Consider the following 24,699-nt stretch of genomic DNA (forward strand, 5'->3'; position numbering starts at 1 on the left):
GAGGGCGCCGCCGCGAGTTAGTTCTTGTCACGTCGGATCGACGGGCCGCCTCCGACGGCGAGTCGCGGGCCCGCACTCACCGACGCTTCCGCTCCCAGACCGGCCGGCGTTCGCCGCGGCCGGCGTCGTGTCGGGTCCGCCCGTCCGCGTCGGTCGGCAGATCGAACCGCCCTTCGAGGACGCTCGGCACTTCCTCGGCGCGGGCGCGCAACAGGGCGTCGTCGACCGCGCGGAGGCGGAGCATCGGCCGCCCCGGTCCCGCCGGCACCTTGATCGACTCGATCAGCTCCCGCTCGACGAGGGCCTGCCGGTCGCCGGTGAACTCCTGTGCCGGGGCGATCCCGATGCCGTCGGCGCCGGCCCACGCCCGGAGGTCGCGGAAGAGATGGTCGTGTCGGGCCGCGAGCGCGACGAGGAGCGACCGGTCCGACGGCTCCGTCGCGCGGCCGAACTCGCCCGGCGGAAGCGACTCCAGCACGGTCGCGAGGTCGTCGGCGAAGCGGTCGTCGAGGATCTCCCGCGCCACCGCGAGCAGTCGCCGCCGAGAAGGCATCTCGACCGGCTCGACCGTCGCGGCGTCGAACCGCGCCGCAGCGGTCGCGCGGGCGGCGCCGACCGCCTCCGGACGGGCACCGGCCGCCGTCGTCGCGAGCGAGCGGTCCCCGCGGGGACCGACCACGGCGTCGGCGCGCTCCGGGGTCGCGAAGAGCGTCCCACCCGTCCCGTGCCCGAGCGGGTCGCCGGTCCGGACTCGTATTTCGTCGCGTTCGACCGCCTCGGCGACCGCGGTGCCGAGGACCGGCGCGCGAGCGAGCGCGTCGACGACGCCGGGGCGACACGCGACCCGCCACAGCGGTCCCGGCGATCGCTCGCGGGCCGCGAGCACCGCCGGGAGGAGTCGGAGCGGGACGCCGACCGCGACGACCCCGGAACGCCCCGCCAACGCGGCCTCGATCGACTCGGTCAGGGGGTCGTCGGGACGCGGAAGGGCGTCGGCGACCTCCGTCGCGTCGCCGACGCAGTCGGGGTCGGCAGCGGCAGGAGCACCTGCCGAGGCGGACCCGTCGCTTCCGGCGTCCTCGGGGGTGCGTGACGGCCCGGACCCGTCGCTTCCGGCGGCTGCGTCGGCCTCGGGTTCAGCGTCGTCCGCGCCCATAGCGTTTCGACCGTCGCGATCCGAAAGAGCGTTGCGCCGACCGGGGTCGGGAGGAGAGAGGTGTCGGCGGCGGGGTCAGGGGGCCCGGGCGAACACGAGGTAGCCCGTGTGGCCCACGCCCGCGGTGGAGGGGCGCGAGCCGCGGTCGGAGAAGTCCATCTCGCGCTGGATCGTCTCTAACGTCTCGACCTCGGTGAAGCCGGCCTCACGGGCCGCGAGCGCCGCCTCGCGGGTCCCCTCGACGAACGGCGAGTAGACGGCGAGGCGGCCGCCGGGCGCGAGCAGGTCGTCCGCGCGCTCGACGACCGCGGGAGCGTCGCCGGTGTCGAGCGTCAGGGCGTCGAACGGCTCGCCGTCGGCGAGCGCGTCCAGCTCGTCGGTGAGGTCGCCGGTCCGGACGTCGACGCGGTCGGAGACGCCCGCCGTCGCCATGTTCTCGCGAGCGACGTCGGCGAACTCGGGGTCGATCTCGTAGGTGGTCACGTCGGCGCCAGCGCGCCCCAGGTACGCGGCGAGGATCCCGGTCCCGGTGCCGGCGTCGAGGATGCGGTCGCCGCCGGACGCGCCTGTATGCCCCATCACGAGGCCCACGTCGCGGGGCATCATCGGCGCGCCGGTGCGTTCGAGGTGGTTGAACAGGTCCGGGCCGCGGAGCGCGCGGACCTCGAAGACGGTGCCGAGGTGCGTCTCGACCTCGTCGCCGGCCGAGACGTCCTCGGGGACCTCGATCACGCCGAGGTCGGTGCCGAACTCCTCGCCCGGCTCCAGTAGGTACTCGCGGTCCGCGTGGACGAGCAGGTACGCGGCGTCCGTCACTGGAGGTCCGAGATCGCCCGCGCGGGCTCACCGTTGGCCGCCTCCAGCGCCTCGCGGGCGTCGTCCTTCGAGACGCCAGCCTGCTCGGCGACCAGCCGGACGTCCTCCTCCGGAATGCCATCGTCTTCGTCGGCCGCGTCCTCGGCTTCGATCGCGCTCGCGTCCGCACCGCCCTCGACTGCGGCCGCGCCGCCCGCGTCGGCCACCGCGTCGGGCGACCCGACGATCTGGTACGTCTCCTGCCCTTGGGCGTCCATCTTGGTGACCTGCGCGCCGTCGAAGACGAGGTCGTCGCCGTCGGCCGTCTCGATGACGACCCGCTCGGCGTCGAGCTCCTCGACGTCGATCCCCATCTGTTTCATCATCTGTTTCATCTTCCGCGGGTTCATGCCGCCGCCTCCGAACATGGTCACCGGTTCGGCCGGACGACACAAAAAGGGTGTCGACACGGGTCGAAGCAACGGCGCGTCGCGGACGCTCGCCGGTCCCGATCGCGGCGAACCGGACCGAGAGAGCGGGGTTGATACGTGTCGCGCGCGAGGCGGTGATATGTACCTCGCGGACCACTCCTGGCCGGAGCTCGGCGACGCGCTGGCTCCCGGCTCCGTCGCGCTCGTCCCGCTCGGCTCGACCGAACAGCACGGCCCGCACCTTCCGCTCGGGACCGACCACCTGATCGCCGAGGGGCTGGCGACGGCGGCCGCGGACCGATCCGACGCGTTCCGGACGCCGACGATCAACGTCGGCGTTAGTCCCCACCACCGCCAGTTCCCGGGGACGATGTGGGTCGACCCGCCGGAGTTCCGCGACTACGTCGAGTCGTTCGCCCGGAACCTCGCGTACCACGGGATCGACCGCGTGGTGTTCGTGAACGCCCACGGCGGCAACGTCCAGCACCTCCGAGAGGTCGGCCGCCGGCTCCACGAGGACGAGGTCGGCTACGCTGTCGAGTGGATGTGGGACGAGTCGATCCCGGAGCTGGTCGACGACCTCTTCGAGCGCAACGGCCCCCACGCGGGCCCCAAGGAGACGGCGATGGTCACCCACCTCGCGCCCGACCTCGTCCGCGAGGACCGGCTCGAGGACGCGCGCGACGGCGGGCTCGTCGACCTCGAAAGCGCCGAGACGACCGTCCACGGCGCGCGAACCTTCTACGACGCGGTCGACAACTCCGCGAACGGCGCGTTCGGCGACCCGACCGACGTGACGCCGGAGAAGGCCGAGCGCCTGTTCGAGGCGGCCGCCGACCAGCTCGTCCAGCTGGCCGAGTGGATCGGCGAGCGCGACGAGAGCGAGCTGTTCCCCGAGCCGCGCGTGGAGCGGTCGGACTGACGCGGGCTACTGGTCGGCCGCGTCTCGGGCGAACGCCTCGCCGAGTATCTCTCGGAGCGCCGCGTCGGCGTCCGCACGCCGCCCGTCGAGCACCGCGAACCGCTCGTCGCGGCGGCGTTCGAGCCAGCGCAGCAGTCTGGCCGCCCAGTCGAGCTTCCGCGCCTTCATCGGGTCGACCGTGGGGTCGTCGAACTCCCACCCCGGAAAGACCAGTTTGCCGGCCCCGAGGTGGTCGGCGAGGAACGCCGCGCGGTCGCCGTCGGTGAACCCGCCGGGGTTGCGGAGCGGCCCGACGGGCGCCGCCTGCGTCGTCGCCAGCGTCCACTCGTCGGCGAAGCGCGGGAGCCACTCGCGGACCGCCGGGAGGTTGTCGCCGTGGGCGTGCGCGGCGACTGGGACGCCATCGCGCGTCAGTTCCGCGGCCGTCTCCGGGTTCTTGTCGAGGTCTGTCACCATACAGTCGACCGCGACGCCGCGGTCAGCGAGCGCGTCCGCCGCGGTCGAGGCCGCGACGACGACATCGGCGTCGCGGGCGAGTTCGACCTCGTCGGCGAGACAGGGGGCCGCGCCCGCGACGGCGACCGTCTCGTCCGCCCAGTCACCGAGGCGGCCGAGCGGAAACGGAGTCGCGAGGTCGGCGGCAGTATCGCGGACGCGCTCGTCGTCGGCCCGGTCGAACCCGAAGTCGGCGAGGATCGCCTCGTAGACGGGCTCGAAGGTCGCGAAGTTCACGTGCGGGCCCCCCTCGGGACGCGCGACTGGGCGCCCGTCGATCGGCGCCGCCGCTCAGCGGGCGAGATATGGTATGGGCCGGAGTGGCACAGAGTACCCCTACCCGCGTGCCCCTCCGGCGTCCGGTCGATCGGTTGTCTACACGAGGGCATAAACTTTCTCTTAACTCACGTGTCGGTCGATACCGTCGATCGCGGCGTCAAGCGCCCGTGAAGCGCCGGATACCGCCTCTCTAACCGAGTCGAGCGCCGCGGGCGTCGCGATCAGGAGCCCGCGGCGGCCGTCAGCGGGGTCGTCGCCGCCTGACGACGCCCCGCCGGTGCCGCCGTCGGTCGCGGACGGGGTCGCCGCGGCCGCCCGGTTCGGATCGCCCAGCGCGAACGTCGCGCCGGTCGCGTCGTCGCCGACGGTCGCGGCGCGGAGGGCACCGACGGCGGGGTCGTCGAGCCCGGTGAGTTTGTAGGTACGAACGACGGCGGTGTCGGCGGCGCCGCGGTCGCCCCGAGCGGCCTCCGGCGCGCCGATCCGGTCGAGGTGACGCTCGGCCTCGGGGACCGTCGTCACGTCGAGCTCCTCGACTCCGACCGCGTCGGAGTCGCCGCGAGAGTCGTGTCGGTCGCGGGCGAACTCGGCGCCGACGAGCGCCGCGTCGCGCGTCTCGGCCACGTCGTGGGTGCGGATCACGTGCGCGCCGCGCTCGACCGCCATCGACGTGGCGGCGAGCGAGACCGGCAGCGCCTCCTCGGTGCTGCGGCCCGCGATGGTCTTGAGGAAGCTCTTGCGGTTGATCGAGACGAGCAGCGGGCGGCCGTACCCCCGGAACTCCCGGAGCCGGTGGAACGTCTCCCGGTCGTCCTCGTGGGTCTTGGCCTCGGACCAGCCGCCGAACGCGGGGTCGAGGATCGTCTTGTCGGTGAGGCCGTTCATCGAGAGCGCCTCGTAGATGTCGTCGACGTCCTCGACCGCGCCCGGGCGTTTGAGGTCCGGCGGCGAGGCCATCTTCGACACCGCCACGTCGTGTTCGCGACAGACGTGGGGCATCTCGGGGTCGGCGAACCCGCAGATGTCGTTGACCATGTCGAACCCGCGCGAGAGCGCCTCGTCCGCGACCTCGTGATAGCGCGTCTCGATCGACCAGACGGCGTCGCCGGAGGTCGATTCGAGGGTCTCGACCGCGGTGTCGAGGCGGTCGAGTTCCTGTTCGGCCGAGAGCACGTCGAGGTCCTTGTTCGCCGACTCAAGCCCCACGTCCACGATGTCGGCGCCCTCGCCGATCAGTTCCTCGTCGACGTACGCGGCGGCCTCGCCGGGGTCGTCGTACACGCTGGGGTCGTACGGCGACTCCTCTGAGACGTTGAGCACGCCCATGATCCGGGGCGGATGGTCGTCGCCGATCCCGAGCCCCGCGGCGTCCACGTTTCGCATACGATCACCACGGGCGCGAGCGACATAAACGGGGCGAGTACCCGAGGCGCTCGCCGGAGAACTGCCCTCGCAATCGCTTATAAATGGTCGGCGGGCGGTGGTGCGTGCGACCGAGCGGCCGGAGCGAAGCGGAGGCCGCGAGGGGCACGCGCGAGGGAGTCGCGAACGCCCGAAAGGCGTGAGCGACGAGGCTGGGGAGGCGTGAGGTGCGGTCGCGGTCGGGTGGGACTCGAAGGGGCAGTCGCGAGGGGGCGCAGGCGACGCAAGCACCGCAGGGAGCGAACGGAGTGAGCGACCGAGGAACACAGCGAGCGTGCGCCCCCTCGCGACTGGGGGTTTGGAGGTGTTCGTCGCAGGGCCACGATCGGCTGGTTATAACTGATCGCACACGCCTCCGAACCCCATTTATAGATTAAACCGCACCGAGTCGCCGACCGCGACCTCGTGGCGGTCGGTCCACTCGTAGGGGACCTCCAGCACGTACTGCCCGGAGCCGGAATACCGTTGATCTTCACCGTCCTCGTTCGGTCCCGGTTCGGGCGCGTTGTGGATCGAGGTGATCTCTCGGTCGCCGTCGACGTAGACGATGTCGATGCCGAAGTCCATTTCGCGCATCACGTACGTCAGGGGGCCGGGCGAGTCGTGTACGAATAACATCCCGCCCCCGTTGGGCAGCGACTCGGCGCCGCTGAGGCCGAGGATTCGTTTGTCACGGGTGTCCGCGATTGCCGCCGTCACCGACCCCCGAGCTCCCCCGTCCGGACCTTCGACGGTCACGGTCGTCGTCTCGTAGTCGGCGTACGTTCCGGTCGGCCAGTCTGCGTCGTCGGCTCCGCCGTTCGCGCCGTCCGGCCCGCCACCCGCGTCGCCGTCGGTCGAATCGCCGCCGTCGCTCGTCGCGTCGTCGCCCCCGAGACAGCCCGCCGCGGCGCCCGTCGTCGCGGCCGCGGCCAGCCCGAGGAGTCGCCGCCGTCTCATGTCTGCGCCGAGGGGGGCCGGAGTGATAAACGGCGGCGTCGGCGTCGCGCCGTCACGGGTCCGGGGAGGGGCATGTCACTCGGTGCGCCCACGACCCGTATGAACTCTCCGTCCACTCCCCGTCGCGGTCTAACTCTCGCTCGCGGCCGCCGCTTCGACCTCGCCGCGGCGTAGCGACCCCTCGTGCCGGGAAGGACGCGCTTTTATCGCCGCCGGAGCGTAGCGTGAGACATGGCGAAAGTGAGCATCGGCCTCCGCGGGTGGCGCTTCGAGGAGGACGAGATATTCACCGACGACGAGGAGCTGAAGCCCCTCAACGAGATCCCCGAAGATCCGCGAGAGCGACTCGTGCGGCTCGTCACCCTCGTCGAAGAGCCCTGCGATGTCTGTTACCTCGAGCACGGCGACGAGGAGATCAACCGCTGTAGGCAGGCGGAGATCGTGTACGGCGAACCGGAGGGCGAGGTGCTGCTCTGCGCCGAGCACGAACCCGACCTGCTCTACTGGTTCCGCGAGGCGGGCGGCAGCGAGTACAAGGGGTCCGTCGAGTTCGCCGACCGGTTCCACGAGTGGGTCGCCGCCGGCAACGAGGCGCCGGAGGGGTACGGCTCGGTCGAGCACGTCGACGAGGACCCCGACGGCCTCCCGGACCTGCCCGATCAGCAGGAGGTCCAGGAGCGGCTCGAAGAGGACTTCCAGGGCGAGCGGATCGACATCGTCGAACTCGCCGGCAAGGAGCGCTCGGACGAGGAGCTGACGGAAGAGGAGCTCGCCGAGTCCGACCTCGACCTCTCGACCGACTACCCGTCGGACCGATGAGCGACGAGGAGTCTGACGTCGACGCGGTCGAAACGCCCGCGAGCGGTCGACGGAAGCCCGTGGTCGTCGTCGTCGAGCCCGAGACGCCGGGCAACATCGGCACCATCGCGAGAGCGATGAAGAACTTCGGGCTCACGGACCTCAAGCTCGTGAACCCGCCGGAGATCGCGGAGGACGGCGAGGCGTACGGCTTCGCCGGACACGCCCGCGAGGACGTGCTTCCGAACGCCGACGAGGTCACATTCGACGAGGTCGTCGCGAACTACCACACGGTCGGCACGACCGCGATCACCGGCGAGGACGACCGTAGCCACGAGCGGTTCCCGTTCAAGACCCCGGTCGAGCTGCGCGAGTCGCTGAAGACGGTCGACGCGCCCACCGCGATCGTCTTCGGCCGCGAGGGACGGGGGCTCAACAACGAGGAGCTCTCGCGGCTCGACGAGGTGTGCTCGATCCCGGCCGACGACGACTACCCCGTGTTGAACCTCGGGCAGGCCGCGACGGTCCTCTTGTACGAGCTTCGCGATCTCACGGTCGAGGAGACGCAGCTGCCCGACACGGAGGTGACCCGTGCTCCGGAGGCCGACCTCGAGCGCTTCCACGAGTTCTTCGACGAGTTCCTCGCGGCGACGGGGCAGCGCGACCACGTCCGCGAGAAGAACGCGCTGTTGATGCGCCGGCTGCTCGGGCGCGCGCACCCGACCGAGCGTGAGATCCACTCGCTGCTCGGCGCCTTCCGGAAGGCGAACGCGAAGCTGGACCACGCCGACCACCTCGCGGCGAAGTACGACGAGCCGCCGTACCCGCGGGAGGAGTAGCCGTGGGCGGGGGCGTCTTCGACGAGGACCTATTAGCCGGCGTGCGCGACGTCTCGCCGCTCATGCTCGGCGTCGCGCCGTTCGCCCTCGTCGCAGGGATCGCGGCGGTCGACGCCGGGCTCGGTCTCGCCGAGGCGGTCGGGATGTCCGTGATCGTGTTCGCCGGCGCCTCCCAGCTCGCGGCGCTCGAACTGCTCGGCGAAAACGCGCCCCTCGCCGTCGTCGTCGGGACGGCGGCCGTGATCAACCTCCGGATGCTGATGTACTCCGCCTCCATCGCGCCGCACTTCGCCGACTACGGTCGCCGGCTCCGCGCGGGGCTCGCCTACCTCCTCACCGACCAGGCGTACGCCCTCTCGGTCGCTGAGTTCGATGAGAACCCGGACCGGAGCCGGTGGCGCTACTACCTCGGCGCGGCCGCGTCGCTGTGGATCGTCTGGCAGATCGGGACGGTCGTCGGCGTCGTCCTCGGCGCGGGCGTCCCCGACGCGTGGGGGCTCACCTTCGCGGTGCCGCTCGTCTTCCTCGCGCTCCTCGTCCCCGCGATGAAGGACCGACCGACCACCGTCGCGGGCGTCGCGGGCGGCGCGGTCGCGGTCGTCGCGGCCGGGCTCCCGCTCAACCTCGGCCTGCTCGTCGGCGCGCTGTGCGGGGTCGCGGCCGGCCTCGTGACGGAGGTGAGGGTGTCGTGAGCAGTGGTCTCGGCGCCCTCGCCGCCTCCCCGCGCGCTTGGGTCGCAATCGCGGTCATCGGCGTCATCACCTATGGGATCCGGCTCTCCTTCATCCACCTGTTCGGGCGGATCGACGGCGTCCCGACGCGCCTCCAGCGGCCGCTCCGGTACGTCCCGCCGGCCGTCCTCGCGGCGCTCGTCCTCCCCGATTTGGTGACGCTCGGGCCGTCCGTCACCGCGACCTTCCTCGACGAGCGGCTGATCGCGGGCGCCGTCGCCGGCGCGGTCGCGTGGCGGACCGAAAACGTGTTCGCGACCATCGCGACCGGGATGGGAACGCTGTGGGTCTTCCGGTTCGTCGTGTTCGCGTGAGCGGGCAGTAATAGAGACGAGCGAGGCCGCCGTCAGCGATCGCGCTCGGTCGCGCGCTCCGACCGGCGCTCGCTCCCGTCCGGGCTCTCACGGTCGACGGGGCGGCCGGACCGGGCGTCGCGGTCGACCTCGCGCTCGCGGGCGGCGGCGATCCGCTGGGCGGCGTCGGCGAGCGAGTCGAGCGCGGCGAACAGCCGGTACGAGAGGTACGGTCCCACGGTGAGGACGAGGACGGTCCAGACGCCGAGCAGTATCTGTCCGAGGATCAGCAGCGAGTAGACGAACACGAACAGGCTCACGGCGGCGAGCGTGATGCCGACGCGCGTGCGGAGGGCCTCGGAGGGCGAGAGCGGGTCGTGTGCCATACGCGGAGCTTCCGGCGGAGCTCACTTAAAAATAAACACGAAGCGGCGAGAGGCGTCGACGCGCGAGCGCTCTCGCCCTCGCTCGGGACGCGTTCCCGCTCAGTCGTCGGCGGGGGCCGCGGAGTCGCCGGCGGAGACGCCGGTGCCGGGGCCGACGTCGATGCCGAGGTCGGCGAGCTTCTCGTCCGGGACGACGCCGTCGACCCAGCCGCGGCTCTCGTAGTACTCGGCCTTCAACTGGTCGAGTTCGACGAGTTCGCCCTCGCTGGCGCCCGTGCCGGGGATGGCGTCCGGGTGGCCCTCGATGAACCGGTTCGGCAGCGTGTCGTCTGCGCCTTCGAAGCCGGCGAGGTTGTTGTAGTAGCGCTCGAGGTTGTAGATGCGCTCGCCGGCCTCAAACAGCTCGTCCTCCGAGAGGTCTTGGCCGGTCACACCGTTGTACTGGAGCACGTACTCCTCGATCCCCTCAGCGAACGCGCTGAACTTACAGATATCGAACGAGTCCGACACCGCGTGGAGGTCCTGGAAGGTGGCGGTGAGCTCGCCTTTCCCCTCCCACTCGTACGGATCGACCTTCTCCGGGATCCCGAGGATCTCGGCGGCCGGCGTGTAGCCGCGCAGGTGGCACGCGCCGCGGTTCGAGGTGGCGTACGCGATCGCCATCCCCTTCATACAGCGCGGGTCGTAGGCGGCCATCGTCTGGCCCTTCACGGAGAGCTTGTTGCCGTGCGCGTCCTTCGCGTCGGCGACGCGCTCGGGACCCTCCGCGAGGAGGTCGCCGAGGTCGGACGAGCGGTGACCGATCTCCTCGATGAGGTCGATCATCGTCTCCGAGTCGCCCCAGTCGAGGTGGCCGACGCCGTCGAGTTTGCCCTCCTCGCTCATCTCCATCGCCATCGCCATCATGTTGCCGGCCTCGATGGTGTCGAGACCGAGGTCGTTACACTGCTCCAACATGCGGGCGATCTCGTCGCGGTCGGAGTGGCCCGAGTTCGGGCCGAGCGCCCACGCGGACTCGTACTCGTACGACTCCGTGCGGACATTCATCTCCTGGCCCTTGTGGGTGACGTTGACGTCGACTTCCTTCTTACACGCCACGGGACAGGAGTGGCACGTCGGTTCGTCGACGAGGATGTTCTCGCGGACGTTCTCGCCGGAGACCTGCTCCGCCTCGATGTCCGCGCCCTCCGCGTCGTGGTACGCCTCGGTCGAGGTGTACTTCGCGTTCTTCGTCGGGAGGCCGTCCATCTCCTCGGTCGCGTTCATCAGGACGTTCGTCCCGTACATCGAGAGGCCGCCCTCGTTGGGCGCGGTCACGTCGGACTCGCGGATGACCTCCATCGCCTGCTGGTACCCCTCTTGGAACGTCTCGGGGTCGGCGGGCTTCGGCATGTTGGTGCCCGACTTCACGACGACCGCCTTCACGTTCTTCGCGCCCATCACGGCGCCGGTGCCGCCGCGGCCCGAGGCGCGGTCGTCCTCGTTGATGACGCAGCCGTAGCGGACCTGGTTCTCGCCGCCCTGCCCGATCGCCATCACGGAGACGTCGCGGCCGACCTTCCCGTCGACCTCCTCGCCGATCTGGTCGATCGTGTCGTGGACGCCCTGTCCCCAGAGGTGGGAGGCGTCGCGCACCTCCACGTCGCCGTCCTCGACGAACAGGTAGACCGGCTCGTCGCTCTCTCCGTCGAGGAGGACGCCGTCGAGTCCGGCCCACTTGAGCCGGGCGCCGGACCAGCCGCCGTGGTGCGAGTCGGTGACGGTCCCCGTCAGCGGGGACTTCGTCACCAAGGCGATCCGGCCGCTCATCACGGTCTGGGTACCCGTGAGCGGTCCGGTCATGAACGCCAGTCGGTTCTCCGGTCCCAGGGGGTCCACGTCGGGCCCCTTATCGAAGACGTATTTGACGCCGAGTCCGCGCGCGCCGATGTACTTCTCCGCGTCCTCGTCGTCGATCCCGTGGTAGTTGACCTCCCCGCCGCTGAGGTCGACCTGTGCCACACGGTCGCGGTAGCCGCCCATTTCAGTCATGTAATGCTCTATCATTATAGAAGGACCACAGCGTGTTAGTTGTTGACCTCCGTACGAAACCGTAAAGCGTTACAAAAGTGAACGCCTCCGAGGTGCGACGTTTATCAGTAGCCCGAGCGTTCACCGCGCGAATATCCGGAGACTCCGGCGCGGTGTGAGGGATTCACAGCGTCCGGTAGCGGCGTAGTGTAAACGACCGGTTTCGGTCGGTCTTACGGGTCGGGCGCCGAATATCGCGAAGACGCAGTCCATAATTGCCGGCGACTCGAAGCACGACCGTGACCGACCGAGGCGGACGGGGAGAGGCGACCGCTCGGCGTCCGGGGGAGATCAGGCGCCGCTTAGGGTCGATCAGGCGTGAGCGAGCGAGGGCGTTCGGGTTCGCGCTCGCCGTGTTCGTCGCGTCGGTGGTCCCGGTGCCCGGATCGTCCGGCGGGGGCGAGAGCGCGCTCGGCGGCGTCCTCGACGCTCTCCCCGCCGAAATCGGACTCACCGATCCGTTCCACGTAGTCGGGTACGCGGTCCTCGCCGGCCTCCTCGTTCCGACGACGGGGGGACGGCGGGTCGACCCCTTCCTCGCGGCCGCCGCCGCGGTCGCGTTCGGGTTCGGCATCGAACTCGTCCAGGCGCCGATCCCGTGGCGCTCCTTCGCGTGGGGGGACGCCGCGGTCAACGCGGTCGGCGCGGTCATCGGAGCGGCGATCGCGGTCGCCTGGGGGCGCGGACCGGAGACGGCGGGCGACCGCGACGACGAGCGCTAAACCCGCCTACGTTCAGCGTCCCGGCGGACCGGCGCTGCCGAGGCCCCGACCGCGGCGGCGCACGGTCGCCGACACGTCCGCGTTCAGCCGAGAGCGTTCGAAGTAGATATGGTCGTACTCGCTAGACTCGTACTCGGCGTAGATGTCGAGCGCGACCTCGTCGCCGTCGTCCGCGTCCTCTATCGTGTCCGCCAAGTTGCTGTCGTCGACCCGGACGACGAGAGTCTCGTCCTCCTCATCGAAGACGACCTTCTCCGCGTCGACGTGGTCACCTTCCGGCGTCCACACGGCGACGGTGTCCTCGGCGACCGACTGGACGTCGTCGGGCGCGTCGAACTGAGAGACCACCTTGCCGTTCCCGTCGACGGTGACGGCGGCGGCGGGCAGGTCGCGGTCGACGCGCTGCATCCGCCCCTCGACGGTCGGAGCGATGGTATCTTTCTCCTCTAAGTAGTTCACGACCGTCGTCGCCTGGAGTTCGCCGGTGTCCTCGACGGGCTTGTCGTCGAGCGGGTAGCCGCTCCCGCCGTTTGCGATGAAGCTGTTGACGGCCACTTCGTACGTCTCCTCGGGGTCGAGCGGCTCGCCGTCGACGTACACGTCGCGGATCGGTTCGTCGGCGTCGTCGTGGGGGACCCACTCGAAGCGCAGGCCGCTGGTCTGCTGAGAGATCTCCTCGCCGAAGTTCTGCCCGGTGTCGCTCTCCAGCGTGACGACCTGGCTCTCCAAAGTCTCGACGAGCTCCTCGCCAGTGATCTCAAGCGAGACGACGGTGTTCGGGAACGGAAGCGTGTTGAAGATGTCTCCGCCGGTGATCTCGCCGGGCCCGTACACCGAGTCGGAGCGGATGCCGCCGGCGTTCGTGATCGCGACGTCGGCGTCGACGCGCTCGCGCATCGCGTCGGTGACCACGTTTCCGTAGTTCGTCTCGCGGTGGTAGTTCGAGCCGAACGTGGCGTCGAGCGGCGTCTCCGTCTCCACGATCACCGAGTCCAGGCTCACCTCTCCGCGGTACTCGTTGATGATGTCGGACGCGGTCGGGTCCTTCTCGATGTCGTCGGTGACCTCGATCAGCTCCCCGTCGAACGCGGTGACCTCGCCGCCGTCGATCGTCAGTTCGATTTCGCTGAGGTAACGGGCGCGGGCCCGAGCCTCGGAGACGATCGATCCGTCGACCTCCTCGGGCGGATAGAACTGCTCGTCGTCGCCGACGACGATCGCGTCGATGTCGTCGTCCGCGTCGGCCTCGGCGAGCGCCTCCGCGTCGCCGATGCCCGTGTGCGCGAGGGCGACGACGGCGTCGACGCCCTCGTCCTCCTTGAGCCGCTTCGCTTCGGCGGGGCCGGTTTCGGTGTACTCTTCGAGGGTCAATCCTTCTTCGTTGAATTTGATGTTCGTCTTTCCGAACGTCGCGCCCTCGTCGACGAGTCCGATCAGACCGACCTTGACACCGCCTCGCTCGACGATTCGGACGGACTCCGTTCCGTCGAACGCTTCGCCGGTCTCGCTGTCGACGAGGTTCGTCGCGAGCCACGGGAACTCGGAGTCGGCCGTCACGTCCGAGATAGGGTCGAGCCCGTAGTCGAACTCGTGGTTCCCGATCACGTCGGCGTCCGGCTCGACCTCGTTGAGCACGTCCACCGGCGCGCGCCACTGCGAGACGGGGCTCAGCGCGTGCGGCCCCACCTCGTCGCCGCCGCCGACCACGACGACGGGCCCGTCGGCCGCCGCCCGGCGCTGTTCGATGAGCGTCACCAGCCGCGGGAACTTCTTGTCCTCCGCCGCAGCCGTCTGAATGTCGTTGTACGACAGGACTGTGAGCGTCGTCGCGCCGTCGCCGTCGGCGGCCGTCGCCGATCCCGAGACGAGCGACCCGCCGAGTACGATTCCACCCGCTCGCAACACGTCACGCCGTCCGTAGTCACGGTCCCGTGACATCGAATTATTTCACTTAGTGATGTGTATAAAATCTTTCTATGAAATAGTATATGTTTATCAATTCGCGATGTTTGAGAATCTTTCACAAACAACCCTTCTGAGACGGGTCGGCGAGGGACTCGACCGCGGTGGGCGCGCGGAAGAGTGTCCCCGCGGGCCAGACGCGATCACACCCGCAGCGACGCGCCGGCCGTTCCCGCGATGACGACACCGCTTTACGCGCTCGCCCGCTTCCACCGACAATGAGCCAGCCGAGCCCCGACGCGTACGAGCAGGGGCGCGGGATGGACGCGCACAACGCCGTGATGCGCGACATCCGCGCCGAGCGCTCGGAGACGTACGACCCGACGGAGCCCACCCGCGTCTGGATCGACGAGGACAACACGCCCGACGGCGTCGTGAACTCCCTCACGATCATCCTGAACACCGGCGGCTGTCGGTGGGCGCGCGCCGGGGGCTGTACGATGTGCGGGTACGTCGCGGAGTCGGTCGAGGGCGGCAGCGTCGCGCACGAGGACCTCATGACCCAGATCGACGCGTGCCTCGATCACGAGGCCGAGGAGGCCGACGAGCCGGCCGAGCTGATCAAGATCTACACCTCCGGCTCCTTCCTCGACGAGCGCGAGGTCCCCGCGGAGACGCGGCGGGCGATCGCCGAGACGTTCGCGGACCGCGACCGGATCGTCGTCGAATCGCTGCCGGACTTCGTCGACCGCGAGAAGATCGCCGACTTCGCGGACCACGAGATCGCCACCGACGTGGCGGTCGGGCTGGAGACGGCGACCGACCGCGTCCGTCACGACTGCGTGAACAAGTACTTCGACTTCGCCGACTTCGAGGACGCCTGCGCCGAGGCGGCCGCGGCCGACGGCGAGTTCGCCGCCGACGTGGGGATCAAAGCGTACCTCCTGATGAAGCCGCCCTTCCTCGCGGAGCCCGAGGCCGCCGCCGACATGATCGATTCGATCCGGCGCTGCGCGGCCGTCGACGGCTGTCACACGGTCTCGATGAACCCGACGAACGTCCAGCGGTACACGATGGTCGACGAGCTGTTCTTCGAGGGGGGCTACCGGCCGCCGTGGCTCTGGTCGGTCGCGCACGTACTGGAAGAGACCGCCGACGTCGACGCCATCGTCGTCTCCGATCCCGTGGGGCACGGCTCCGACCGCGGCGCGCACAACTGCGGCGAGTGCGACGACCGCGTCCAGACCGCGATCAAGGACTTCGACAGGCGGCAGGACCCGAGCGTGTTCGAGCAGGTGTCCTGCGAGTGCGAGGCCACCTGGGAGTACGTGATGGACGAGGAGACGAGCTACAACATGCCGCTGGCGCGGTAAGCGCGGTCGGCGCGTCGACCCAGAGCGGGCAGGGGAGCGCCCTCGCGCGAGCACAGCCCCCGCCAAACTCCCGGACGCGACCCGCCGATCCCCCGCCGGTCTCCGCGGAACGATTGTGAACGATGCCGATCAATATTTCCCTCATTTAGTAAACGTACGGCCCAGAACATTCGGAAACGAGTCACAAATCGGCGTGGCAAAGTCGATCATACTGAACGATCAGGTCGAACAAGGCCCTTATACCTCGGACCCGTACAGTAGAACATGAACGCAGACGCCAGCGGTTCCCCGCCCTCCCGCGGGAAGTCGGTCCTCTTCTGTCCGGAGTGTCGCTTCGAAAGCCCCCTGTCGGACGGGTGGCTCGTCGTCAGCGACGGCGACGAGCGGACGCTCGTCTGTCCGAAGTGCGGCCACGTCGCCGACCACCGGTCGGCGCGATCAGCACCGACGCCGCAGCACGCCGACTGATTCCCGCGGCGAGGGTCGCAGCCGTCGTTATCCTTCTTCCGGCGCCCGTTCCGCGAGAACCGGTATCTCGGACAGCTTCTCCGCGTCGAGCGCGTCCCAGTCGACGCCGTCGGGTCGCGCGTACGGCGTCTCCGTCCGGAGCGTTCGCTCCGGTGTGACGACGAGGTCGAGCGGCACGTCGTGAGCGTCGGGCTCCTGGAGGTCGACATCGGCTCCGACCGCCGACTCGGGTCCGTCGAGGACGGAGAGCTCGTGAACCGTCGTCGCGACCGTCGTGTCGTCATCCACGACGTCGAGTTCGCGGAGCACCGCCCACTCCAGGTCGCTGTACCCCTCGCCCTTGCCGACCCGGGCGCCGCCCGTCGTGACGCCGACGGAGCCGACGACGATCAGGTCGACGCGCGCGACGCCATCGGGCGCTGTCGGCGTCCCGTACTCGGAGATGCCGGAGACGGTCGTCGCGTCGTCGATCTCGTCGGGCGGGATCTCGGCCGGATCGAGGCGGAGGAACGGGTTCGGGTCGCGGAGCCGCGGCTGCGCGACGTAGACGGTCTTCCCGGCGCGGAGCGCGGCCCGACGGACCGGCAGCTGCGGCGCGTCGGGGTTGGCCTTCAGCGTCGCGGCCGACTCCCACGCCTCGGTCTCCGCGAGCCGCGTCGCCGCGGCGTCCGCGCCGGCGAAGTTCGGGATCCGGTCGTGCGGCGGGAACGGGAACCGCGCCTGATCGCCCTCGTCGAACGCGTCCCACACCGCCTCGCGGACAGCCTCTTTGTCCATGGGAGTCGGTCGGCCCTCGCGGACAAGTAGTCGGCGACGCGGCGAACGGCGGGGAGTTATATACCCGATCGCCGTCATCACGGCGTATGATCGAAGACGGACTCTCCTATCCCGTGCGCGGCGACTGGGTCGGGCGGATGGTCGTCGGCGGCGTATTGGGGCTGCTCTCGGTGCTGGTGATCCCGACGTTCCTCGTGTTCGGATATCTCGTGCGGGTGCTGGAGCGCACCGTCGCGGGGGACGACGAGCCGCCGGAGTTCGACGACTGGGGCGACCTGCTGGCGAAGGGCGTCGTCGGGGCGCTGATCGCGCTCGCGTACTCGGTCGTCCCGGTCGTCCTCTACGTGGTCCTCGTCACCGTCGTCGCCGGGATCGGGTCGGGCGTCGGCGGCGATATGGGTGCGCTCATCGGGGTGACCGGCGCGCTGCTCGCGCTGGCGTTTCTCCCGGTGCTGCTGTTCGTCTACTACGCGGTCCCGGCGGCCCTCACGGCGTACGCGGTCCGCGGCAGGGCGGGCGCGGCGTTCGACGTCGACCTGCTCAAACCCACGCTTTTCAGCGCCGACTACCTCCTCGCAGTACTGGCACCGATTCTCGTCGCGATCGGGGTGTTCGTCGTCTCCGTCGTGCTCCTCGTGACCGTCGTCGGGTCGGTGCTCGTCCCGTTCGTCCAGTTCTACGGACAGGTCGCCGTGTTCCGGATGTTCGGCGCGGCGTTCGCGGACCGGACCGACGGGATCGACGCCGGGAGGGAGAGCGTCGGCGACGCCGCGACCGCCTGAGACCGCGCCGCCGCGACGCGCCTTTTAAACCGCTCTACCGACCACGTACGCGTATGTTCGAAGACCGGCCGGACCGCGACGCCGAGGTCGTCCTCGTGGGGCGCTCGAACGTCGGCAAGTCCACGCTGATGCGCGAGCTGACGGGCCACGACTTCTCGACCGGCGGCAAACCGGGCGTCACCCGCCAGCCGAACCACTTCGACTGGGCCAGCGAGAGCTTCATGTTCACGGACCTACCCGGCTTCGGCTTCATGTCCGGCGTCGAGGAGGAGCACCGCGAGCAGATCAAGACCGACATCGTCCGCTACCTAGAGGACAACGCGGACTCCATTCTCGCTGGCGTCGTCGTGATGGACGGGAAGGCCGCGGTCGACATCATCGACCGTCACGCCGAGCGGGGGAATATTCCGCACGACGTGGAGATGTTCGGGTTCCTCGAAGACGTGGGAGTCGAGCCGATCATCGCCGTCAACAAGACCGACAAGATCGACGACCTCGACGAGCGGCTCGACGCGATCTGCGACCGGCTCGGCCTCTACCCGCCGTGGCAGCAGTGGTCCGACCGCGTGGCTCCGATCTGCGCGAAGCGCGGCGACATCGAGGCGCTGGAGGAGTGTCTCCGAACGCGCTTCCACGACCACAACCGCGACGACCTACTGAAATTCGTCTCTTAAGTATCGGTGTGAGACGGTGGGGTCGGTTGCGCAGAGATTTCAGCCGAATTGGTACAATCGGCCAGCTGTGGATCGGCGGAAAACACCTCCAGACCCCAGTCGCTCGGCTGTACCTGACTGACGAACGATCGACGGTGAACAGCTCCAAAGACTCAGTCGCGAGGGTTCGGTGCGCTCGCTGTCGTTCGAGACGCCGGAGGCGTCTCGTGATAACGAGAGAGCTTTGCTCTCTCGAACCACGCTCCTCGTCGCTCGCTCCACTCGCTCCTGCGGTGCTCGCGTCGCGCGCCTTCGCCCTCGCAACTGTCTATTTGAGTCCCACCCCGCAACCGCACCTCACGCCTCCCCAGCCTCGTCGGCCTCCCTCCGCTTCGCTCCGGTCGACCGACTCCCTCGCGCGTGCTGCTCGGCCGCGGAGCGGCCTCGCAGGCACGCGCCGCCGCGAATTTGTTTATAAACTACCGCGTCAGTGCCCGGCTCGAATCCCTCGCTTCAGAACTCGAAGCCGACCGCGTCATCGCTCGGGCGGAGCGGGCTCTTCGGGTACGGCGGCTCGGCGTCGGGGTCGTTGTACGCGCGCGGCGCCACGTCGTTCGGCCCGTCCGAGTAACAGAGCGCGGCGAGCGTCTGGATCGCGGTGCGGCCGCTGGCGAGTTCGAACTGGCCGCCCCCGTACATCCGGATCCCCTCGCGCTCGCAGTATGCGATCGTCTCGAACAGCGATTCGAGGGTGCCGAACCGCGAGGGTTTGATATTACACCACCCCGGCTCGACGGGGAGCGATTCGAGACTCTCGACGCCGTCGATCGGGTAGTCGAACGAGAGGCGGTCAGCCTGCGGCTCGACGAGCGCGCTGGTCGCGGGCGTGAACGCGGGGTCCTCCACGACCGCCGCCGGGAACGCCGCGAACACGTCGCGGTACAGCTCCGGGTCGGGCTCGACGTCGACCTCGGTCCCCTCGTACCACCCCTTGAGGTCGAGGACGCGCACGGCGTCGGTTTTCCGGAGAGTTTCGAACGCCGACTGCGGCCACTCCGCGGTGGGGTCGAGCTTGAACTCCAAGTCGGCGTTGCGCGCGAGCAGTTCCTCGACCCGGTCGGTCGACGGGGGATCACCGAGGCGAGTGGAGACGACAAACCGAACTGAATCGGGGTCGACGCCGAGCCGGTCGCCCAGCGTCTCCTCGCGTTGCCGGAGCGCCAGGTCGAGCGCCGCGCTCTCGACCGCCCAGCGCCGGTAGTTGCGTGCGGTCTCGTTCTCGGGCGGCGTTCCGTGGAAGAGGTCGATCTCGTCGAGTCGGTCGGAGAGCGCGTCGATCGTCCACTCGCCCTCGATGTCGATCGGGTCGGTCCCGGCGAGCGCGTCGTGGTCGGCGGTCTCGTAGGTCACGTCCTCGCCGCGCCCCACGACGCCGTCGCCGGAGAGCCGGTACTCCGTCGTCGTCCGCTCGAAGCCGCTCGTCGTGTCGGCGACGTACCGCCGGCGGGCGACGGACTCGATCGTCACCGACATGTCGGCGATCCGCTCGTAGTGGCTCATAGCACAGTCGAAGCGGGCCGATCACTTAAATCGGTGAGCGGGAGGTGGCGTCGGACTGGCTACGTCCCGAGGTCGCCCGCGCGGCGTCGGAGCGTCGCGATACGGGTTCCGAGCGTCCAGAACAGCGGGATCACGGTAAGTACGACCGCGCCGGCGGCCGCGACCTGAAGCACGGTCGTCGTGAACCACGGCTCGCCGTCGGCGTACGGCAGCGCGGTGTGTGTCACGTCGCCGATCACGGGGACAAAGTAGTCCATCAGCAGGTCGACGGTGTACCACGCGGTCGCGATCGCCACCGCGCGGAGCGGGAAGTCGGTGATGCGGTGGAGGACGAACGCCTGGACGACCATCGCGAGGTGGCTCACGAGCAGGAACGCGTACAGCCCGGGGCCGTTGACCGCGAGGAACTCCGGCCAGAAGACGACGAGGACGTACGGGGTCCACAGCCCGAGCTTGACGTTGCCGAAGAAGGCGAGCGCGGCGAGGGTGTCGCTCGACCGCCCGAGCGCCCACGCGCCGAGCGCGAGCGCGATGAGCAGCGTCGCGCCGGGGCTGTCGGGGATGAAGAGCCACATCTCCGTCGGGAGGGCGCGGAACTGGAACCGGTAGTACCAGAAGCCGAACGCGGTGCCGACGAGGTTGATGACAACGATGACCCACGCGAACCGGAAGGCGACGTCTTCCAGCCGTTTCGGGAGCGGCGCGACCCACCGCGGCAGCGACTCGCGGTCCGGCGGGTCGCGTCCGAGCGCGCCGACGATGTCCATACCGCGGGCTCGGACCGGGCGGGCAAAGCGGTGGCGGTCGCGGTGGACGCGACCGGCGATGCGGGCGACCGCGACGAAAAGGGCTATGCGTGCCCGGCGGGAAGGCGGGGGTATGCGCCCGCGAACGCTGCTCGCGCTGCTGCTCGTCGTCCCCCTCGTGGACGCGCTGTTCCTGATCGTGGTCGCGACGCGGCTCGGGTGGGCCGTCACGGTCGCGCTCGTCGTGTTGACGGCCGTCCTCGGCATGCTCCTGCTGCGCGCCGAGGGACGCGCGACGCTCGCGCGCATCCAACGCAAACTGGCCCGGGGCTCGCCGCCGACCGACGAACTGCTCGACGGCGGGCTGCTCATCGCCGCGGGCGCGTTCCTGCTCACGCCGGGGCTCGTCACCGACGCCGTCGGGTTCCTCCTTGCCCTCCCGCTCTCGCGGGTTCCGATCCGAATGGCCCTGAAGAAGTACGTCGTCGTCCCGTACCTCGAACGCGAGACGGACGGCTTCTTCTCGGGGAACGTCTACGTCGGCGGCTTCCCGGGCGACGGTGAGGGCGGGTTCTCGATGGGCGGCGGCTTCCCCGGTGGTCCCGGGGGCGACCCCGACGGGTTCGACGGCGGCAGCGGCACGGACGCCGACGAGAGCGTCGCAGGGAACGCGGGCTCCGGTGGCGCGTCGACGGACGACGACGTCGTCGACGTGGACTTCACCGTCGAAGAGGAGGAGCGGAAGGGAAGCGACTGACGGCGCCGGGGTCGCGATCCCCCGTGAAACCGCCACACGGCGGGGCGGCCTTCGAAAGGAAACCCTTAAGATCCTACCCGCGCAACGACTGAATGCGCTCACCTGGGCCAATAGCTCAGTCAGGTTGAGCGCTCGGCTGATAACCGGGAGGTCCACGGTTCAAATCCGTGTTGGCCCACCTACAACGTCCACGGTCTTCGGCCGTGGCGTGTTAGGGGCCGGGAACTCCCCAGCCACCTAATTCCGTCCTAACTCTCGATAGTTAGAGCCTTCTGTACCAGTAGAATTCGACCGTCGTGTCCACGGATACCGCGACGTGGTCAGCCCCGTCGTAGCCTAGCCGTAGCGCACGGCGCCACGTTCGTGGACCTCCGACCGCGTCGACGAGCGCGGACCGGTGACGGTATCGATCGAGTTGCGATCGACGACGGTGAAACTGGAAGCCGTCCCGAAGCAAGCGAGGAGAGATATGCGCGGGTCTGCCTCTGACGTGGTGTTCCGGTTACACCGATCTGTTAGAGGGACTAGAGGCGGAAAAGTTTGCTGAAATATGTTGTCGTCCCTTCGCTGAGAGCCCTCTGGCAGAGGCCATTGACAACGACCCACACGGCTCTGACTGTGCGTTCGGGCCGATACGCGAACGGTCCGACGACGAGAGGAGACCGGCCGTGAGCGAGGGCAGCGATATCGGCCCACTCCGAGACCGATCAACGCTCGGTGAGCGTCTCACTCGGCGTCGACGTCGATGTTGAGGACGTCTTCGATGATATCGTCGTCCCGAAAGTCGGTCGCGAGGTCGAAGTCGACGTTCAGCGCGTCGTAGTGAGCGCGGGCGCACTCGATCTTCGTCGCCTCGGACGGCCGGAGGTCGTCTTCGGTGCCGAACTTCGTCTCCCTGATGAGGTACAGTCGGCGGTCTTCCGCGTCCGCGCGGACCGCCGTCTCCTTGTCGAAGAGGACGGCCCAGTCCGGGTTGTACGGCCCTATCGGCGTGGGGAGCTGATACTCGCGCGGGAGCTTGATGAACAGCGCGACGGAGTCGTCCCGGTCGAGGCGGCGCGCGAACCGCCGCTCACCCTCGCTGTCGCAGATAACCTTATCGTAGACGCTCTTGTCCACGCTGACGGTGTTTTCGGCGTAGGTCTCGACCTCGCTGAGGATGTCCGTCGGGTGCGCATCGCCGATCCGCTCGTAGTCGATGTGTTCGACCACGTACTCGGTTTTGACCGCGTCGATCGTCTCGCGGGCCGCGACCCGATACGCGTGGGGGTTCTTCAGTAGCTGGTCGACCGTCTCGGATTCGAGGATGATCTCTGCGACTGTTTGCTTCGTCAGCCCCGTCTCGGCGGCGATATGACTGACGACATCCGGGAGCGGGCCGTCGCGGTCGACGGACTCCACCTGCGAGGCGATGCCCACCGTCTCGATGTCGGCGCCGTCGTCCATCGATAGCTCTCCGCGGGAGACGCGGAGCCGCGGCTCGTCGACCGTGACGCCGGCGAGTTCGGCCGCCGCGCTCTCGACGAGCGCCGGCGAATCGATCGTCGTCGTGTACGTCGTTTTCGGCGCGATCCGCTCCCACAGCCTCGCGAACGCGGGGGACTCGTCGACGACCTCTGTCCGCGGCGTGACGACGGTCCGGTCCCGGTGATCGTTCGTCTGCGCGCGCATGTCGTCGCCGTAGTCCGTCGCCGAACTGTACTCCGCCTGGAGGTCGTCGGCGTAGTCGGCGTAGCTCTCGTTGGCGATGACCGTGAGGCGATTGCGCCGGTCGCCCGGCGGCAGGCGCGTCCCGTCCTGATAGACGGGGAGTCGAACGCCGCGTCCGATCTCCTGGCGCTTCTTCACCGAACTGACCGTATTGTTGAGCGTACAGATCTGGAAGACGTTGGGGTTGTCCCACCCCTCCTGGAGCGCGCTGTGCGAGAAGATGAACTGCGTCGGCTCGTCGGCGGAGAGCAGCGTTTCCTTATCTCGCATGATGAGCTCGTACGACTCCACGTCGTCCCGGATCGAGCTCTCTCGCACCTTGATGTCGCCGCTCGTCGTCGTGGCGAAGTACGCGCCGGCGACGTCCTCCGGCGACTGATCGGGGAACAGATCGCTGTACCGGTCTTCGGCCTTCAGCTCGGTGAACGCCTCGCAGAAGGCTTCCCAGAGGTGGCCGGTCTCGTCGCCGCTCCTGCCGCGGAAGTTGTCGATCCGATCGATGAAAAAGAGGCTCAAGACTTTGATCCCGTCTCGGCGGTAGTCGAGCGCCTTCTCGAAGTGCTCGCGGACCGTCTCCCGGATCTGCCGGTGCTGGATCGTCTCGATGTCGGTGTCCGTGGACTCCCCGCTGTGGAGCCGCGTCCCGTCGCTGAGCTCGATGACTTCGTGGCGGGCGTCGATCGACGCCACCTCGACACCCTCGTACGGCGGTAAGCCGTTGCTCGCCGCGTAGAGGCTGTCCCCGGCGCGGACCGTCTTCTTTCCGAGTTGGGCCCCGGTCGACCGGTCCTTGTACAGCTCTATCCGTGCCTTCGGACCGGCGTCGAACGACAGCGGTCGAACGTATCGCTTGTCGAAGTCCTCGTCTTGGACGACGGAGAGCACTTCGATGGTTTTCACCAACCCCTTCTCGTGCGCGTCGACGGGCGAGAGCTCGTACACCTTGTTTCTGATCCGTCGGTGCGTCGCCGAGTACCGAAGCGTACAGAGGGGGTCCAACGCCGAGATGGCCGCTTTGCTCTTCTCGCCCTCCATGTTCTGCGGCTCGTCCAAGACGGCGATCGGATTGGTCGCCGCGATGCGGTCGACCGGGCGGTCGCCGTTGAGCTTGTCGTGAGGCCGGAACATGACGTTCTCGTCGCTCCGGTTGATGCTCTGGAGCGTCATGACCATGACCTCGATCTGGCTGCTGCTGCCGAACCGGATCACGTCGCTCAGCGTCGACGAGTCGTACTCGGTCCAGTTGAACGGCGGCCGCGAATACAGCGAGTCGAAGTGGGCTCGCGTCTGCTGTATCGTTTTCACGACGCCCTCGCGGATCGCCACGCTCGGAACGACGATGAGGAACTTTCGCCAGCCGTACCGCCGGTAGAGCTCGTGGATCGTCCGGAGGTAGACGTACGTCTTGCCCGTCCCGGTCTCCATGTCGACGCTGAAGCTCAACAGGTCGGTCGTCTCGCCGTCGGCCGCCCGATAGAGGTCGTCGCTCTGTGCGAGGTCGTGACGCCGCTGGACCTTTCGCGTGTTGGCCGTGAGCTGCTCCTCGGAGAGTGCTAACTCGTTCGGAACGGTCGTCCCGTGCGTCCCGAACGCGGGCTGCTCGCCGACGTTCGGCTGGCCGTCGAAGACGTCGGTGACCGCGTCGACGGCCTCCTGCTGATACTCGAGGTCGGGATCGAATTCGAATTCCATG

Annotated in this window: 24 protein-coding genes and 1 tRNA gene; 12 read left to right on the forward strand and 13 right to left on the reverse strand. The window is 69.0% G+C overall.

Features of this window, described 5'->3' with window-relative positions; all coding sequences use genetic code 11:
• Positions 1-76: 76 nt before the first annotated feature.
• From Z052_RS17275 to Z052_RS17285, 3 genes are all read right to left on the reverse strand, one after another.
• Positions 77-1,156, reverse strand: a complete 1,080-nt coding sequence (locus tag Z052_RS17275) for a DUF5821 family protein (protein ID WP_099289295.1) — start codon at positions 1,154-1,156, stop codon at positions 77-79.
• A 75-nt stretch (positions 1,157-1,231) separates the two neighbouring features.
• Positions 1,232-1,972 carry a tRNA (adenine-N1)-methyltransferase gene (locus tag Z052_RS17280; protein ID WP_094520306.1) on the reverse strand — a complete coding sequence of 247 codons (741 nt, stop codon included), beginning with the start codon at positions 1,970-1,972 and terminating at the stop codon, positions 1,232-1,234.
• Positions 1,969-2,379, reverse strand: a complete 411-nt coding sequence (locus tag Z052_RS17285) for a nascent polypeptide-associated complex protein (RefSeq protein WP_049929393.1) — start codon at positions 2,377-2,379, stop codon at positions 1,969-1,971. Before Z052_RS17285 ends, Z052_RS17280 begins: the two co-directional genes overlap by 4 nt.
• A gap of 142 nt (positions 2,380-2,521) precedes the next feature.
• On the opposite strand from Z052_RS17285, the gene Z052_RS17290 reads away from it, so the two are divergent.
• Complete coding sequence (locus Z052_RS17290; protein WP_099289296.1) at positions 2,522-3,304, forward strand: creatininase family protein; 783 nt, start codon at positions 2,522-2,524, stop codon at positions 3,302-3,304.
• 6 nt (positions 3,305-3,310) lie between these two features.
• On the opposite strand, the gene Z052_RS17295 is transcribed toward Z052_RS17290, so the two are convergent.
• From Z052_RS17295 to Z052_RS17305, 3 genes are all read right to left on the reverse strand, one after another.
• A complete protein-coding gene (locus Z052_RS17295; RefSeq protein WP_049929392.1) occupies positions 3,311-4,036 on the reverse strand; it encodes a 6-hydroxymethylpterin diphosphokinase MptE-like protein in 726 nt (241 codons plus the stop codon).
• A 162-nt stretch (positions 4,037-4,198) separates the two neighbouring features.
• Positions 4,199-5,461, reverse strand: a complete 1,263-nt coding sequence (gene folP / locus Z052_RS17300) for a dihydropteroate synthase (protein WP_176455025.1) — start codon at positions 5,459-5,461, stop codon at positions 4,199-4,201.
• Positions 5,462-5,866: 405 nt separating this feature from the next.
• A complete protein-coding gene (locus Z052_RS17305; RefSeq protein ID WP_049929391.1) occupies positions 5,867-6,439 on the reverse strand; it encodes a DUF192 domain-containing protein in 573 nt (190 codons plus the stop codon).
• 231 nt (positions 6,440-6,670) lie between these two features.
• Here Z052_RS17305 and Z052_RS17310 point away from each other — a divergent pair, with 231 nt between their 5' ends.
• From Z052_RS17310 to Z052_RS17325, 4 genes are read left to right on the forward strand one after another with little or no spacing between them, the layout of a single operon-like run.
• Entirely contained in the window at positions 6,671-7,258 is a 588-nt protein-coding gene (locus Z052_RS17310; RefSeq protein ID WP_094520305.1) for a hypothetical protein, read from the forward strand.
• On the forward strand, positions 7,255-8,076 hold the full coding sequence (locus Z052_RS17315; RefSeq protein ID WP_094520304.1) for an RNA methyltransferase: 822 nt from the start codon (positions 7,255-7,257) through the stop codon (positions 8,074-8,076). The genes Z052_RS17310 and Z052_RS17315 overlap by 4 nt, the downstream gene beginning before the upstream one ends.
• 2 nt (positions 8,077-8,078) lie before the next feature.
• On the forward strand, positions 8,079-8,768 hold the full coding sequence (locus tag Z052_RS17320; protein WP_049929387.1) for an AzlC family ABC transporter permease: 690 nt from the start codon (positions 8,079-8,081) through the stop codon (positions 8,766-8,768).
• A complete protein-coding gene (locus Z052_RS17325; RefSeq protein WP_049929386.1) occupies positions 8,765-9,121 on the forward strand; it encodes an AzlD domain-containing protein in 357 nt (118 codons plus the stop codon). Before Z052_RS17320 ends, Z052_RS17325 begins: the two co-directional genes overlap by 4 nt.
• Before the next feature lie 32 nt (positions 9,122-9,153).
• On the opposite strand, the gene Z052_RS17330 is transcribed toward Z052_RS17325, so the two are convergent.
• On the reverse strand, positions 9,154-9,486 hold the full coding sequence (locus tag Z052_RS17330; protein ID WP_086215587.1) for a hypothetical protein: 333 nt from the start codon (positions 9,484-9,486) through the stop codon (positions 9,154-9,156).
• Positions 9,487-9,585: 99 nt separating this feature from the next.
• A complete protein-coding gene (locus Z052_RS17335) occupies positions 9,586-11,517 on the reverse strand; it encodes an aldehyde ferredoxin oxidoreductase family protein (protein ID WP_049929384.1) in 1,932 nt (643 codons plus the stop codon).
• Positions 11,518-11,795: 278 nt separating this feature from the next.
• Here Z052_RS17335 and Z052_RS17340 point away from each other — a divergent pair, with 278 nt between their 5' ends.
• Positions 11,796-12,278: a hypothetical protein gene (locus Z052_RS17340; RefSeq protein ID WP_394338389.1), complete on the forward strand. Its 483-nt coding sequence runs from the start codon at positions 11,796-11,798 to the stop codon at positions 12,276-12,278.
• A gap of 12 nt (positions 12,279-12,290) precedes the next feature.
• On the opposite strand, the gene Z052_RS17345 is transcribed toward Z052_RS17340, so the two are convergent.
• Positions 12,291-14,183, reverse strand: coding sequence for a bifunctional UDP-sugar hydrolase/5'-nucleotidase (locus Z052_RS17345; RefSeq protein ID WP_094520307.1), 1,893 nt, complete (start codon positions 14,181-14,183; stop codon positions 12,291-12,293).
• A gap of 275 nt (positions 14,184-14,458) precedes the next feature.
• Between Z052_RS17345 and Z052_RS17350 the strand changes: the two genes are divergently transcribed.
• Positions 14,459-15,553 (forward strand): archaeosine biosynthesis radical SAM protein RaSEA, encoded by a 1,095-nt coding sequence (locus tag Z052_RS17350; protein WP_086215586.1) that lies wholly within the window; start codon positions 14,459-14,461, stop codon positions 15,551-15,553.
• A gap of 264 nt (positions 15,554-15,817) precedes the next feature.
• Complete coding sequence (locus tag Z052_RS17355) at positions 15,818-16,021, forward strand: hypothetical protein (RefSeq protein WP_086215585.1); 204 nt, start codon at positions 15,818-15,820, stop codon at positions 16,019-16,021.
• Positions 16,022-16,048: 27 nt separating this feature from the next.
• On the opposite strand, the gene Z052_RS17360 is transcribed toward Z052_RS17355, so the two are convergent.
• Positions 16,049-16,798 (reverse strand): 5-formyltetrahydrofolate cyclo-ligase, encoded by a 750-nt coding sequence (locus Z052_RS17360; RefSeq protein ID WP_094520303.1) that lies wholly within the window; start codon positions 16,796-16,798, stop codon positions 16,049-16,051.
• An 86-nt stretch (positions 16,799-16,884) separates the two neighbouring features.
• On the opposite strand from Z052_RS17360, the gene Z052_RS17365 reads away from it, so the two are divergent.
• Both Z052_RS17365 and engB read left to right on the forward strand, forming a co-directional pair.
• The gene (locus tag Z052_RS17365) at positions 16,885-17,580 is read left to right on the forward strand and encodes a DUF4013 domain-containing protein (protein ID WP_094520302.1); all 696 of its coding nucleotides are present in this window, start codon (positions 16,885-16,887) and stop codon (positions 17,578-17,580) included.
• 53 nt (positions 17,581-17,633) lie between these two features.
• A complete protein-coding gene (gene engB, locus Z052_RS17370; protein ID WP_049929379.1) occupies positions 17,634-18,254 on the forward strand; it encodes a GTP-binding protein EngB in 621 nt (206 codons plus the stop codon).
• A gap of 492 nt (positions 18,255-18,746) precedes the next feature.
• On the opposite strand, the gene Z052_RS17375 is transcribed toward engB, so the two are convergent.
• Together Z052_RS17375 and Z052_RS17380 are read right to left on the reverse strand one after the other, a co-directional pair.
• Positions 18,747-19,793, reverse strand: coding sequence for a hypothetical protein (locus tag Z052_RS17375; RefSeq protein WP_094521341.1), 1,047 nt, complete (start codon positions 19,791-19,793; stop codon positions 18,747-18,749).
• Between the two features lie 59 nt (positions 19,794-19,852).
• The gene (locus Z052_RS17380) at positions 19,853-20,560 is read right to left on the reverse strand and encodes a DUF1405 domain-containing protein (RefSeq protein WP_049929373.1); all 708 of its coding nucleotides are present in this window, start codon (positions 20,558-20,560) and stop codon (positions 19,853-19,855) included.
• Positions 20,561-20,672: 112 nt separating this feature from the next.
• Between Z052_RS17380 and Z052_RS17385 the strand changes: the two genes are divergently transcribed.
• Both Z052_RS17385 and Z052_RS17390 read left to right on the forward strand, forming a co-directional pair.
• Positions 20,673-21,296, forward strand: a complete 624-nt coding sequence (locus Z052_RS17385; RefSeq protein ID WP_086215581.1) for an FxsA family protein — start codon at positions 20,673-20,675, stop codon at positions 21,294-21,296.
• 104 nt (positions 21,297-21,400) lie between these two features.
• Positions 21,401-21,474 (forward strand) — tRNA-Ile (locus tag Z052_RS17390).
• A 548-nt stretch (positions 21,475-22,022) separates the two neighbouring features.
• Here Z052_RS17390 and Z052_RS17395 read toward each other — a convergent pair.
• Positions 22,023-24,698 carry a DEAD/DEAH box helicase family protein gene (locus tag Z052_RS17395; protein ID WP_094494190.1) on the reverse strand — a complete coding sequence of 892 codons (2,676 nt, stop codon included), beginning with the start codon at positions 24,696-24,698 and terminating at the stop codon, positions 22,023-22,025.
• Position 24,699: the final 1 nt, after the last annotated feature.

It is taken from the genome of Halorubrum sp. C191, assembly GCF_002727095.1.
GTDB lineage: Archaea > Halobacteriota > Halobacteria > Halobacteriales > Haloferacaceae > Halorubrum > Halorubrum ezzemoulense.

Excerpts from the sequence above, each read along its gene's own strand:
- Z052_RS17275 (WP_099289295.1), bottom strand. The coding sequence starts at position 1,156 with ATGGGCGCGGACGACGCTGAACCCGAGGCCGACGCAGCCGCCGGAAGC.
- Z052_RS17285 (WP_049929393.1), bottom strand. The coding sequence starts at position 2,379 with ATGTTCGGAGGCGGCGGCATGAACCCGCGGAAGATGAAACAGATGATG.
- Z052_RS17290 (WP_099289296.1), top strand. The coding sequence starts at position 2,522 with ATGTACCTCGCGGACCACTCCTGGCCGGAGCTCGGCGACGCGCTGGCT.
- folP (WP_176455025.1), bottom strand. The coding sequence starts at position 5,461 with ATGCGAAACGTGGACGCCGCGGGGCTCGGGATCGGCGACGACCATCCG.
- Z052_RS17305 (WP_049929391.1), bottom strand. The coding sequence starts at position 6,439 with ATGAGACGGCGGCGACTCCTCGGGCTGGCCGCGGCCGCGACGACGGGC.
- Z052_RS17310 (WP_094520305.1), top strand. The coding sequence starts at position 6,671 with ATGGCGAAAGTGAGCATCGGCCTCCGCGGGTGGCGCTTCGAGGAGGAC.
- Z052_RS17315 (WP_094520304.1), top strand. The coding sequence starts at position 7,255 with ATGAGCGACGAGGAGTCTGACGTCGACGCGGTCGAAACGCCCGCGAGC.
- Z052_RS17330 (WP_086215587.1), bottom strand. The coding sequence starts at position 9,486 with ATGGCACACGACCCGCTCTCGCCCTCCGAGGCCCTCCGCACGCGCGTC.
- Z052_RS17335 (WP_049929384.1), bottom strand. The coding sequence starts at position 11,517 with ATGACTGAAATGGGCGGCTACCGCGACCGTGTGGCACAGGTCGACCTC.
- Z052_RS17350 (WP_086215586.1), top strand. The coding sequence starts at position 14,459 with ATGAGCCAGCCGAGCCCCGACGCGTACGAGCAGGGGCGCGGGATGGAC.
- Z052_RS17355 (WP_086215585.1), top strand. The coding sequence starts at position 15,818 with ATGAACGCAGACGCCAGCGGTTCCCCGCCCTCCCGCGGGAAGTCGGTC.
- Z052_RS17360 (WP_094520303.1), bottom strand. The coding sequence starts at position 16,798 with ATGGACAAAGAGGCTGTCCGCGAGGCGGTGTGGGACGCGTTCGACGAG.
- Z052_RS17365 (WP_094520302.1), top strand. The coding sequence starts at position 16,885 with ATGATCGAAGACGGACTCTCCTATCCCGTGCGCGGCGACTGGGTCGGG.
- engB (WP_049929379.1), top strand. The coding sequence starts at position 17,634 with ATGTTCGAAGACCGGCCGGACCGCGACGCCGAGGTCGTCCTCGTGGGG.
- Z052_RS17375 (WP_094521341.1), bottom strand. The coding sequence starts at position 19,793 with ATGAGCCACTACGAGCGGATCGCCGACATGTCGGTGACGATCGAGTCC.
- Z052_RS17380 (WP_049929373.1), bottom strand. The coding sequence starts at position 20,560 with ATGGACATCGTCGGCGCGCTCGGACGCGACCCGCCGGACCGCGAGTCG.
- Z052_RS17385 (WP_086215581.1), top strand. The coding sequence starts at position 20,673 with ATGCGCCCGCGAACGCTGCTCGCGCTGCTGCTCGTCGTCCCCCTCGTG.
- Z052_RS17395 (WP_094494190.1), bottom strand. The coding sequence starts at position 24,698 with ATGGAATTCGAATTCGATCCCGACCTCGAGTATCAGCAGGAGGCCGTC.